14 protein-coding genes and 2 riboswitches are annotated in these 12,055 nt (G+C 38.2%); of the genes, 7 read left to right on the forward strand and 7 right to left on the reverse strand.

All coding sequences use genetic code 11. The annotated features are described in order from the left end of the window. Positions 1 to 245: 245 nt before the first annotated feature. Entirely contained in the window at positions 246 to 1,349 is a 1,104-nt protein-coding gene (locus MVE01_RS03150) for an aminotransferase-like domain-containing protein (RefSeq protein ID WP_472560711.1), read from the forward strand. Here the strand turns inward: MVE01_RS03150 and MVE01_RS03155 are convergent. From MVE01_RS03155 to MVE01_RS03165, 3 genes are read right to left on the reverse strand one after another with little or no spacing between them, the layout of a single operon-like run. Beyond that, a complete protein-coding gene (locus MVE01_RS03155) occupies positions 1,342 to 2,355 on the reverse strand; it encodes a sensor histidine kinase (RefSeq protein WP_472560712.1) in 1,014 nt (337 codons plus the stop codon). The two genes, MVE01_RS03150 and MVE01_RS03155, sit on opposite strands and share 8 nt — an antisense overlap. Beyond that, on the reverse strand, positions 2,345 to 3,028 hold the full coding sequence (locus tag MVE01_RS03160) for a response regulator transcription factor (RefSeq protein WP_472560713.1): 684 nt from the start codon (positions 3,026 to 3,028) through the stop codon (positions 2,345 to 2,347). Before MVE01_RS03160 ends, MVE01_RS03155 begins: the two co-directional genes overlap by 11 nt. Positions 3,029 to 3,031: 3 nt before the next feature. Then, positions 3,032 to 3,565 (reverse strand): cytochrome P460 family protein, encoded by a 534-nt coding sequence (locus MVE01_RS03165; RefSeq protein WP_472560714.1) that lies wholly within the window; start codon positions 3,563 to 3,565, stop codon positions 3,032 to 3,034. Positions 3,566 to 4,004: 439 nt separating this feature from the next. Here MVE01_RS03165 and MVE01_RS03170 point away from each other — a divergent pair, with 439 nt between their 5' ends. The 4 genes from MVE01_RS03170 (at position 4,005) to MVE01_RS03185 (ending at position 6,163) form a co-directional block, all read left to right on the forward strand. Continuing rightward, positions 4,005 to 4,775: a methyltransferase domain-containing protein gene (locus tag MVE01_RS03170; protein ID WP_472560715.1), complete on the forward strand. Its 771-nt coding sequence runs from the start codon at positions 4,005 to 4,007 to the stop codon at positions 4,773 to 4,775. A 41-nt stretch (positions 4,776 to 4,816) separates the two neighbouring features. After that, the gene (locus tag MVE01_RS03175; RefSeq protein WP_472560716.1) at positions 4,817 to 5,218 is read left to right on the forward strand and encodes a rhodanese-like domain-containing protein; all 402 of its coding nucleotides are present in this window, start codon (positions 4,817 to 4,819) and stop codon (positions 5,216 to 5,218) included. A 111-nt stretch (positions 5,219 to 5,329) separates the two neighbouring features. Beyond that, a complete protein-coding gene (locus MVE01_RS03180) occupies positions 5,330 to 5,752 on the forward strand; it encodes a carboxymuconolactone decarboxylase family protein (RefSeq protein WP_472560717.1) in 423 nt (140 codons plus the stop codon). Then, entirely contained in the window at positions 5,753 to 6,163 is a 411-nt protein-coding gene (locus MVE01_RS03185; RefSeq protein ID WP_472560718.1) for a PaaI family thioesterase, read from the forward strand. Here the strand turns inward: MVE01_RS03185 and MVE01_RS03190 are convergent. Both MVE01_RS03190 and MVE01_RS03195 read right to left on the reverse strand, forming a co-directional pair. Beyond that, a complete protein-coding gene (locus MVE01_RS03190) occupies positions 6,147 to 6,848 on the reverse strand; it encodes a hypothetical protein (RefSeq protein WP_472560719.1) in 702 nt (233 codons plus the stop codon). The two genes, MVE01_RS03185 and MVE01_RS03190, sit on opposite strands and share 17 nt — an antisense overlap. A 120-nt stretch (positions 6,849 to 6,968) precedes the next feature. After that, positions 6,969 to 9,092, reverse strand: coding sequence for an SdrD B-like domain-containing protein (locus MVE01_RS03195; protein ID WP_472560720.1), 2,124 nt, complete (start codon positions 9,090 to 9,092; stop codon positions 6,969 to 6,971). Positions 9,093 to 9,180: 88 nt separating this feature from the next. Then, positions 9,181 to 9,274: riboswitch (cyclic di-GMP riboswitch) on the reverse strand. Positions 9,275 to 9,410: 136 nt separating this feature from the next. On the opposite strand from MVE01_RS03195, the gene MVE01_RS03200 reads away from it, so the two are divergent. Continuing rightward, positions 9,411 to 10,091 (forward strand): hypothetical protein, encoded by a 681-nt coding sequence (locus tag MVE01_RS03200; protein ID WP_472560721.1) that lies wholly within the window; start codon positions 9,411 to 9,413, stop codon positions 10,089 to 10,091. 26 nt (positions 10,092 to 10,117) lie between these two features. Here MVE01_RS03200 and MVE01_RS03205 read toward each other — a convergent pair whose 3' ends face one another. Further along, a complete protein-coding gene (locus tag MVE01_RS03205; RefSeq protein WP_472560722.1) occupies positions 10,118 to 10,681 on the reverse strand; it encodes a hypothetical protein in 564 nt (187 codons plus the stop codon). A gap of 23 nt (positions 10,682 to 10,704) precedes the next feature. Beyond that, positions 10,705 to 10,786, reverse strand: a riboswitch (cyclic di-GMP riboswitch). 16 nt (positions 10,787 to 10,802) lie between these two features. After that, entirely contained in the window at positions 10,803 to 11,654 is an 852-nt protein-coding gene (locus MVE01_RS03210) for an alpha/beta hydrolase (protein WP_472560723.1), read from the reverse strand. Positions 11,655 to 11,703: 49 nt separating this feature from the next. On the opposite strand from MVE01_RS03210, the gene MVE01_RS03215 reads away from it, so the two are divergent. After that, a complete protein-coding gene (locus tag MVE01_RS03215; RefSeq protein ID WP_472560724.1) occupies positions 11,704 to 12,054 on the forward strand; it encodes an MmcQ/YjbR family DNA-binding protein in 351 nt (116 codons plus the stop codon). Position 12,055 lies beyond the last annotated feature (1 nt).

Consider the following 12,055-nt stretch of genomic DNA (forward strand, 5'->3'; position numbering starts at 1 on the left):
CTTCATCACGGCTAAAGGAACCAAATAGCCCAACAAAATGAATACCAAACTTGTCATAAAAATATGTTTGATTTGATTTAAGGTATTTTAAAATATCTTGTTTATCCATTAGGCTTACTCCTTTTTTGTATAATTATATCATAATTCAAAATAAAACTATTAGCAAAAATAGATAACTAATCAAGCACTAAAAGTAAAGACTAAAACCCTCCATAAGACTACAATAAAACCAAAAAGGAACACCCATGAAACGCTCATTCATAAGAGAGATACTCGAACATACCAGCAGTAACACCATTAGCTTTGCAGGAGGACTGCCCGATGTATCGCTTTTCCCTTGTGAGGCACTGCAGAGTGCTGCACATACAGCACTACAAAACGCTGAGAGTTTACAGTATGGTACTTCTACAGGGTATGCACCCCTTAAAGAGCAGATAGCTGGACACTACTGTAACCGTGGGTTTCCTACTACTCCTGAAAATATACTCATCACCTCTGGCTCACAGCAGGGGTTAGATATCATCTGTCGGTATCATGATGGTGCTTCCATTGTCATAGAAAAGCCTAGTTATTTGGGTGCTTTGAATATCTTCAAATTAAATAATATGAAAGACTATAGCGTACCTCTAGAAGAGGACGGCATAGCACTAGAAGGCTTTAGACAAAGCATAGCCAAAAGTAAACTAGCCTACCTCATACCCGACTTTCAAAACCCAAGTGGTAGATGCTATAGTGATGCACACCGAAAGGAAATAGCCGACATAATAGAAGCTTCACAAACCCTACTCATAGAAGATGCACCCTACAGTGAACTCTACTTTCATGCACCACACAAGAGCATCAGCCACATGCTCCCAAAACAGAGCTACCATCTAGGCTCATTTTCCAAGGTACTCTCACCTGCCTTACGTGTAGGTTGGATACGTGCCGATGTAGAGCTACTCACTCCACTCATCGCCTACAAAGAAGCGATGGACTTACACACCTCAGGCATCACACAGAGGATGGTATGTGAGTATTTGAAAGATGATACATCATTTGAGAAGCATCTACAGACCCTTAGAGTAGCCTACCAAGAGAAGATGCATTACTTCTGTCAACAGTTAGACCTGCATCTACCTAGTTTTGAATACACACAACCCAAAGGTGGCATGTTTATCTACGGACGCTTTAAAGGGGTAGATACCAGAGCATTGGTACAACAGTGCTTGGCAAAAGGAGTTGTTTTTGTTCCAGGTGCAGAGTTTGGTGGAGCAAATGACGAGATACGCTTTAACTTTACATATAGTAGCTTTGAGGAGATAGCTGAAGGGTTGAAGAGGATAAAGTCTGTACTTTCTTCTAACTAGATGCTTCTCTCTTGCGTAATACAAACCGAGATCCAGAAGTATATTCTGTGTCTAATGCTAAGTTATATCCATTATTTTCAGCCAAATTCTTTGCAATAGACAAGCCCAAACCAAAACCACTTTTTTCTCTGTTTTTACTCTCATCAGCGCAGTAAAAAGGCTCAAATATCATGGTGGCATCTTTACTGTCTATGCCAGAGCCTGTATCTTCTACGATGATACCTTCATCAAAAGATTTGACGGTGATACTCCCTTGTTCTGTATGTTTTGTAGCATTGTGCATGAGATTGACCAAAATACTTTTAAGTGCTATGCGGTCAAAGGTGATTTCAAACCCCTCTTCTATTTCACATTTTAGCTCTACCTCTTTTTTAGCACGCACTAAAGGACACACTTCTTCATGTAAAAAATCTTTAAGCACTATGGTTTCTTTTTCTGATCTGTTTTCAAGTGACTGCAAGTAGTGTATGACTTCGGAACTTAGTTCGTTGATATAGGCTGTTTCTTTTTTAAGTGTTGCGATGACAGCTGGTTTTTGCTCTGGGGTGACGATATCATCTTCCAACTCCTCTAAGTACCCTTCTATGATGCTCAGAGGAGTCTTAATATCATGAGAGAGTGAGAGTATCATGTTATTCAGTTGTGTATTATTCTTTTTGAGTGTAGTGATAGAGTTTTCTAGACGATGAGAAAGCTCATGGATAGACTCATGAATAGCATTAATATCGGTGATACTCTCTTCATGCTTGTCTGTTAAAAATTTGTCTTCACTAATGTCATCGAGAGAGAGGCTAATAGTTGAGAGTCTATCAGACAAATATCGACCTATGATATAGCTCAACAGACCAATAATAGGTAGTGTTGCAAGAATGGTCAAGAATATTTTAAACATCATCTTCTGACCGATAGGCACATCAATAATCCAATAGGTCATCAACGCTGTAAACAAAGAGATGATGACCCCTGCGATGGAGTAATAGACTATCAGATACATCTTAGCGTTCATAGAGTGTATACCCCACATTTCTTATGGTTTTAATCATATCATCCTTACTGAGCATGGCTATTTTCTTGCGAATTTGGTAAATATGTGTGCCTATACCCTCTTTATCAATATTCCCGATGTCTTCATTATAGAGTATTTGTGACAGCTCCTCTTTTGAAAAGACCTTTTTAGGGGTTTCAAAGAGTATTTTAAAAATAGTATATTCACTGACGGTTAACATGAGAGGATGTGTATGGATATAAAACTGCTTTAAGGCACTATCATGCCGGATATTAGCATAACATGGTAGAGGTGCATGTAGCATTTCTATACGTCTTTTGAGTAAAGACTCTATCTTGATGGCTACAAGTTTAGGGGAAAAAGGTTTAGGGATGTAATCATCTGCACCTAGAGTATAGGCTTTTTCTTTTTGCACAATGGTATCAAGTGCAGAGATGATGAGTATCAGTGAATCTTTATGCCGTTGACGTACATTTTCGCACAAGGTTAAGCCATCTACATGAGGAAGCATGATGTCTAATGTAACCAAATCATAATGATGTTGTTGTATATTTGCTAATGCCTCTGCACCATCTAGTGCCACAGTGACATCAAATATCTCACTATCTAATCTATTTTCGATGAGCCTCACAATGTCAGGCTCATCTTCGACGATAAGGATTTTATATTTCATTGCTTAGTGTGTACTTTGTAGTTTTGTAAACAGATAATCTGTCTCTTTAACAGCACTGTGACATGAGATGCATCCTTTGCTCCCCTTATCCCAAGCGACATAGTTACCCTCTTTTTTAACAAAACGTGCATAACCCCAGTTGTCACCATTGGCATTAAATGTCTTAGAATCTTTTACCATATACTCAACCCTTTGTACTTTGTCTGCTTCAAGTGCATTAGGGAAAGTAGGCATCTTTTTCACAGACCAGCCTATTTTTACTATTTTAGACCCCTCAGGCATGACTTTTGCTTTTTCTTTTAAAGCATTATACCCAATAGGGTTTGCGAGTATGTAGCGTATCTCATTTTTATCTGTTCTAAAATGAGTGGCAACTATCTTGTAGTCTTGGTAACCTTCTATCATCTTAAAGGTTAAGTTGTTATCTGCCATCTTTAGTTCAGGCAATGTTTTGTTGTGTGTTTGGTAGATGTCATTGGCACTTAAACTAACCATGAGTGCTATAGTAGCTAGTGTGATTTGTGTTAAATTTTTCATTCTTTACTCCATTTCTATTTTTAATTTACTTATGAAGTATAAAAAAGTTTTATCAAGATTGCATGAAGAGGGTAGAAACCTCTTTTTAAGTACTTATCTACTACACTTTTACCAACAAAATAAAAGGAGAGCATCATGAAAACATTTTCATACACTACACAAATCACCCAAAGATTTTCTGCTCTCCTTCTCTCTTTTTTCCTGCTTAGCCTCTAAGCATTTACCTAACATTTTATAGATTCCTTATTGGATGACCAGCTAAGATAGGCTGTGTATGCACATATGTAGGGTGTTGTCCCTGACAACACCTTTTTCTTTGGATACAAAATATATTTGCATATTGGATTATTGGTGTTGTCGGGGGACAAGCATTAAAATGCAGTGCAAGCGAAGCACTAAATGCTGAGTCGTACAACACCCTACATGAAAAAGAGAAATAATGAAAAACAATAAAAATACAAAAGAAACCAACTACTGGAACCCAAACACTTACAACAAACACACGGCATTTGTCTCACAGTTAGCATTGCCTGTTGTGGATCTACTTGATCCTCAGAATGGAGAGAAAATTTTGGATGCAGGCTGCGGCGAGGGAACTTTGGCTGTCGAGATAGCGCGCAGAGGTGCAAAAGTTATCGGTGTTGATATGAGTGCCGAGATGATAGAACAGTGTCAAGCCAAAGGCATAGAGGCATATGTGGGTTCTGTGACAGATTTGCCCTATAATGAAGCCTTTGATGCCGTCTTTTCCAATGCGATGTTGCATTGGGTGAAAGATGCAAAAGGTGCTGTGCAAAACATAGCCAAATCACTCAAAAGCGGCGGGCGTTTTGTGTGTGAATTTGGAGGTGAGGGCAATGCCTATCATTTGATATCTGCCATGCAAGAAGTGTTTGCCAATCATCCAGAATTTGGAGTATTTGATAATCCTTGGTATTTTCCAAGTATTGAAGCGTACACAACACTTTTGGAATCTGAAGGGTTTAGTGTGGAGTACATGGAGATCATTCCCAGACCTACACCGATGGATGATGTGTCTCACTGGTTAGAGATCTTTGCCAATGGTGTTACAAAACATTTAAGCCAAGAGCAGTTTGAAACTTTTAAAGAGGAGTGCCGAGTAATTTTGAAAGAGACTATTTATATAGAAGAGGAGGGATGGATGTTGGATTATAAGCGGTTGAGAGTAAAGGCTGTTAAAAAGGGTTAAACTTTTTACTGTACACTTCTTAAAAAGAATAAAGGATAATGATGAAAAAGATAGTACTTTCATTAGCTGTATTGAGTGTGAGTCTCTTTGCAGAGTTTAAAACAGTAAGTGTAGATGAGTTTGCAAAGCTTCAGGGGAAAGGATATCCAGTTATAGATATACGTACGCCGGGTGAATGGAAACAGACAGGCATTATCAAAGGTGCACACAAGATGATGTTCTTTGCTCCGAACGGTCAGCCTGATCTGGCTAGATGGTTTTTTGAATTAGGGCATCTGGTCAAAGATAAAAAAGAACCTATACTTTTATATTGTGCCCATGCTAACCGTTCTAAAGCTTTGGGCGAGGGACTTAGTAAAATGGGGTTTAAACATGTGTATGAGCTCAAAGGCGGTATAGAGAATGGTTGGATAAAAGCAGGTAAGAAGACAGTCAAACAGTAAGGATATATCATATTTATATTTCAAAAGAATGAAGGGCAAAAAGAGAGACTGGAAAAGCTCTTCAAAAAAGCAAAACTACTTTATGGTACAGTGCCTCCCCAAATAACCTTTTTGGGTAACATTGATGCCATGTATTTGGAAGAGTTTATGGTTCAGGTGCTTCGCATAGTAAAGCATCCACATATAGATTCTGATCTGTTTGGATTTATACGATTATATATTGCTTTTAAAGAAGGGTATACCTATTGTAAAGCATACAATACCAAATTTCTTTTAGCTAAGAGGTATACGCAAATTCAACTCAATGAAACCATAGAAAATATAGCTAAGGTACCTTTTGATGAAAAGCATCAGGCATTGGCAGAGTTTGCAATAAAAGTTATATATGAAAGTAAACAGTGTAGGCAAGATGATTTTGATATTCTTTATGCGATGGGTTGGAGTCAAAAAGATGTGTTTGATGCTGTAGAACATGCAGGAGCAATTTTGCGCAATGGGCGTATTCTTACTGCGTATAGTATAAAAGAGTCATAGATGCATATTACTTCCATACCTTTTGTACAGTATACAGGCATAGAGAAACTTACAGAAGATACTTTGGCATTGAACAATAAGACAACGCTTTGTAATCATATGGGTACTATGCATGCCGGTGCACTTTATACACTGGCAGAGAGTCAAAGCGGGTTGCATCTTCAAACACTATACCCTGAGTTGCGTGATCAGGTTATTCCTTTGTTGCGTGAGGGGAGTATGAAGTACAAAAAAGCAGTCAGTGAAGGTGTGTATGCTCTCTCTGATGTGAGTGATGAAATTAAATTTCAGTTTGAGAAGCAGTTTTCCAAAAAAGGCAGGGGCAGTATTACTGTGAGTGTTAAACTTAAAGATGAAGCTGGTGATATATGTGCAGAAGGAATATTTGTGTGGTTCATACAGTCTCTTTGAACCAACGTTTCAAAAATACCTGACGTTCATATATTTTGGCACCAAGATGCAGTTTATAATCCATATAGGGCTGCCCCAGATTCCAAAAGGCAAAGTCATTCTTTTGAAGATATTTTGCCAGTAGGACGAGTTGTGCTGTCCCATAGTTGGTATATTTTTTTTCTTTACTGCTGAATCCGCTTAGACTGGTATAGGTTTTACCTATGATGTAGCCTATCTCTCCCGCAATGATTTTTTTATCCTCTTTGATACAGGCGGATATCACTTTGAAATTTTTATCTATGTTCTGTGTTGCTTTGAGTGTCTCAATATACTGCGGTGTAAGCCAGCTGTTTTTATATGCTTTGTCTATACCTTCAGCAACATCATCCAAATCTTGACCGATCTCGATTTTTAGTTCTTTTTTGTTTAATAGCTGTCTTACTTTTTTACTGATATGAAGATCTTCAAAATCCAAAAGGGCATAACTGAACTGGATCTCTGGAAGAAGCAACTCTTTCTCCTCATAGACATCTGTTACTGCAATAAAACCGGCTTTAGCCTGTGCAATATAGTATGCTGCAGAAAAGTCATTACTCCAATAGTAGTTTTTGTACATATCAGGATAGATCTTTTCATGCAAGATGGATCGATCTGTAATATCTTGATAAGAGAGGTGATGAATACCCAATTGTACATTTTCCATTGTATATTGTACTAAAACAGCATAAGAGTTAAATGGATTATATTGATTTATTGTAATGAAAAATTGGAAGAGAAAGGTGTTTAACCTTTCTCTTTATAATAAGTGATCTATGAAAATGTGCTAAGCGCCAAGTCCATATCCTACAATTCCGGCATTGGTACTGCCGGAGCCTTCTATGATCATTTTTGTTTTCGGATCACTTCCATATGCAGGTACAAGACCATCAGGAAGTGTTGAATCATCTACATCTACTTTTGTTTCACCGCCAGGAAGGTTAACTATGAACCATAGCCCGTTTTCATCCGTAATAAGAGTATGCTCGTTACCGTTCACATCTGTAAGGATCACTGCAACTCCCGGAATACCGACATCGCCACTGTCATATTGCTTGTTTCCGTTGGTATCCATTTTTACCCAACCGTAGATGGAACTTCTTCTGTGGATCGTATACCCGTCCATTCCGGCATCTGTTTCTGCGTTGAGGACAACATTAACCGTTGACGGATTTTCACCGTAAACATATTTATGTCCTTCAGGAAGCGTGTCTTCAACTACTTCAACAGTTGCTTCTCCTTCCGGAAGACCTGGTAATGTCCATTGACCATTTGCATCTGTTACAGCAGTATGTATATTTCCTTCACTGTCTGTAATGTTGAGTGTTACGCCGGCAAGACCTGTATCTCCGCTATCATAACTTCTACTGCTGTCTACATCTTCAAGAACTTGACCGAATATAGTGCCAGTTGGTATAGGAAGTATATAGCCATCTGCTCCGGCATCAATATCTTTATTTGCGATAATATTGATGTCATTTGGATCTAACCCATATGTTAATTCTGCTCCAGCAGGTAATGTAGAGCGATCTATTTTTACCGTTGCTGATCCTTCCGGAATATTAATAACACAATAGTTTCCTCTGTCATTAGTCACTGCTTCATGCGTGTCTCCGTTATGATCTGTAATTATGACTTTAATTCCTGCTGCACCTACTTCTGTGGAGTCCTGTACGCCATTTTGATTGCTGTCTTCAAAGATCGTTCCGCATGCATTACCAACAGGTTCCGGAAGGGTATAACTATCTTTACCAGCAGGATTGTTCTGATCTGCAACTACAGTGATGTCATCTGTGACAGTTCCCGTAAATGTTGCACCGTCAGGAAGGGTCGTTACATCTACTGTTACTGAAGCAGAACCTTCAACCACATCTTTGAGACAGTAGTTACCTGCATCGTCTGTGGTTACTTCATGAGAATCACCGTTTGCATCAATGATCGTTACTTTGATACCGGCGGCACCTTTTTCGTTATCGTCTTGGGCACCATTTTCATTGCTGTCTTCATACACTGTACCGCATACATTACCTGTAGGTGCCGGGAATGTATAGCCATTTTTCTCTTCCCAGTTTCTACGATGTGCTTTTACCTCTACATCTGTAGGGTCAGTTCCTACCACTTGAGTTGGATTATCCGGTAATGTAGTCTCATCAATATCAACAGATGCCGTTCCTTCAGCAATATCACAGGCACAATAATAACCACGTTGATTGGTTTTAACTGTATGGACTTTACCTTTTGAATCGGTGATCTTCACTGTTACATTTGCCAAACGTTTGTCTGATCTTTTATCGAATTCTCCATTGGCATTAGAGTCTTCAAAGACAAGACCGCATACTTTACCTGTCTTATTGATATTCGCTTCACATTTTTTGTAAAGATTCATATAGTAAAGATAATAACGGTAATAACAGTAATATCCGCATCTATTGTATGCTGCCAAATACTTATCTGCAAGATTTTTGTATTTAGTACAATTGTCTGCTGTCTGATTTGGTTTGCAAGCGTTTGCTTTTTTCATGTAATGGACATAGAGTCTGTAGTATTTGTAGTTATAGCATTTGTAATATGCTCTTAAATACTTCGCAGCAAGTGCCTTGTATTTATTATATTTTGATGTGCTACAACTTGATCCATGAGAACCGTGTTTTTTGGAACCATGATGTGCTTTTGATCCATGAGAACCGTGGTTTTTAGAACCATGATGTGCTTTTGACCCGTGGTTTTTAGAACCGTGATGTGCTTTTGATCCATGATTTTTAGATCCATGCGAATTAACATTGCATGATGATCCATGTGCTTTAGAACCATGAGAACCGTGTGCATTTGCCATGGATGGCAAGAATAGAGTAATAGCGAATGCTATTATCACGCTTCCTATGAACGAGCTAAGTTTATTAGATGAGTTCATCTTTTCCCCTTTTATATACATAAGTTTAGGTTAAGACGATCGTCAATAAGTTGTAAGAAGTGATTATTGATAACCGTCAATTGCTTTCTTATGCAACCCGGCTATCTTCTTAAGGCTATGCTTAATAGAGAAGACCCGTAGCTTTCTGTCCTATTCTCGCGAATAGTTTAGCTATGCGCTTATTATGACATAAGCAAATTTTGACATACCTTAAATGTATTACCTAAGTGTTAACTATTTGTAATAGATAGTTAAATATAAATAATTTTGTGTATCATTGTAACATCTACAACAATAGAATAAGGAGATTGATCTATTATGAAAATAACACTTCATACAAAACAAATTATTAAATTTCTTTCTTTAGTTGCTATTTTGCTGATCCTTGCAAACAGTGTTATGTTAATGATCTATTTTGATATCAATGATCCGGATAAATTTGACTTTGTTCAAATGGTTGATCTTGACCAGGAAGCAAATCTACCGACACTTTTCTCTTCTACCTTATTGTTGATAGCCGGTTTCCTTTTTTATTTACTTGCTCAAGTTGCAAAGGAAAAAACAAAAGAGCAATATAAGTATTGGCTCGGCTTAAGTTTTGTTTTTGTCTTTTTAGGTTTTGATGAGAGTGCCACAATTCATGAAACATTAGGAGATTATACAGAGAAATTTGTGGATACCAGTGGATACCTGCATTACCCATGGGTACTTTCTTATGGTTTATTATTAGTGATTTTAGGCTTTTTGTATTTACGATTTTTTTTACGTATGGAGAAAAAAATATTTTACTCTTTTATATTGGCAGCTTTTATCTTTTTGAGTGGAGCCATAGGGTTTGAACTTTTAGGTGCAAAAGAGGCTGCTCTTCATGGGACAGACACAGTGCTCTACTGTACACTTTATACAATAGAGGAGAGTTTGGAGATGTTTGGAGTAATCTTTCTAATATATATTTTATTGAACCTTTTGACAGGAAAGAGCTTGGAGGTGCATAGCTAAAAAAGAACCAAAACAGCAGATGTGATCTACGGTTCCAGGCACTTTGCAAGTTCTTCCGGTGTTTTGGAGGCTTCAATGCATGTTTGCATCTCCTGCATCGCTCTTGTACCTGCTTCTATCTCTCTGATCATATTCGTCTTGGTCTCTTCATTCCAGGTGAAGTCTTCACCATATCCTTCACTTGGTTCATCGGAAAGGTCGCCCATTCCCATGGCAAGTTCTTTGTTAAGTGCTCTTAATGTCTTACTGCAGGCAAATGCTTCTTCTTTGCTTTGGGCATTTTCCAGACATTCGGGTATTTTTTGCATAGCTTCAATAATACGGGGCTGGATGGTCTTGAAGGCACTGGTCTCCAGTTCTTCCAGACTCTCTGTAACCACCTCTTCCTGTGAGATATTGGTCTCAAGTGTCGGTTTAAAGGGTTTAAGTATTTTGACAGACACCTGTGCATCTGAGATATTGCTCTCTTTTAGAGCATCGTCTTTTTGAATGATCTTTACTTTTCCAGGTTCTTTCTCTTCTCGCTTTTTTTCACTGCAGCCCGTAAAAAAAAGACTTAAAAGAGAGATACTTATGATCACTTTTCTCATGCTTATCCTTTGTTATACAAAAATGTTGTAACCCGGCTATCTGTAATAAAAGCAGACCACGTGGCTTTCTGTCCCACCCTCACAAATGGTTTAGCGATGGTAAATTATGCCTTATAGAAACTTAAGTCTTTTCTATGAAAGAGACTGCTCCTTTGGTGACTGCTGCATCATCCAAAATTTTTCTATGTCCCAAACCTGTAGTTTTTTTTAGTATAGCCCATGGCCATTTTTGACATAAAGCAAGGGAATGTTCTATCCCTATCTCTCTATCCTCCTTATCGTGAAAAATGAGTGTCGGTACATGAAAAGAGGAGTTAAAAAGATCATTCCAGTCTTTTCCGTACAGTTCAAACCGTTGTCTGTTCTGTTCCCAGGTATAGTCACGCATTTTTTTTACGATGGCAGAGGAAATACCTAAGCGTTGTGCAAAATTGTCTGAAACGGTGATGACATTGTGAATAGGTGCTATTAAAACCAGTTTTTTTGTATTTAACCCAAGTTTGGAAGCCACTGTTACAGCAGCACCTCCAAAAGAATGAGCAATAATACACTCTGCCTGTCCGGTCTGCTTTAATGCAGCTTTTACACTGTCTGCCCAGTTGGCAAGGTCTGAGAGTTCTGCTTTTGTTTCTCCGTGACGCAATGCATCATAGGTAACCACCTGAAAGTGATGGTTGAGTAATCTGTCGATAAAATGGCTCATGCTCCGTGAAGTTGTAGACCAGCCGTGTACAAGGAGAACTACCGGGTCTGTTGCATCTCCCCATTTATAGCCTTGCAGTGTTACGTTCCTATAAAGTGGTATTGTGAATTTTTCAGCCTTGGGCAGAGGGAGTTCATTACGGTTTTTTCTTGTTGTATTCACAGGATAATGGAAAAGCCTATAGGCAGAAACAACAGCTAAAGAAGGGAACAGGCGGCTGACAATAAAAAAATACAAACGTATGAGTTTGAGTTGTATCGGATGATGCATCATTGTCTCCTTTCTTTTATTATAGTCAAAAGTTAGGTTATAATGAAATATGGATTTTAAAACATTAGATAAATATATCAGATCGAAAAAAGGGGTAACGTTTGACTATCCTTTTGATGATATAGTACGGGTGTATCGTATCGGTGAGAAAATGTTCGCACTTACTTCAGAGGAGAGACCCTTAAGGGTGAATCTCAAATGTGACCCGATCTATGCGTTGGAACTCCGTTGCATTTATGAGGGTGTGATACCGGGGTATCATATGAATAAAAAACATTGGAATACGGTTACTGCAGAGGATTCTGATGTAGATGAAGAGAGTGTGAAAGAGTTGATAGACCATTCCTATGAATTGGTCTATAATAAATTAACAAAAAAACAGAGAGAGCTCTTGGGATAAA

This window comes from Sulfurovum sp., from assembly GCA_026990595.1.
GTDB lineage: Bacteria > Campylobacterota > Campylobacteria > Campylobacterales > Sulfurovaceae > Sulfurovum.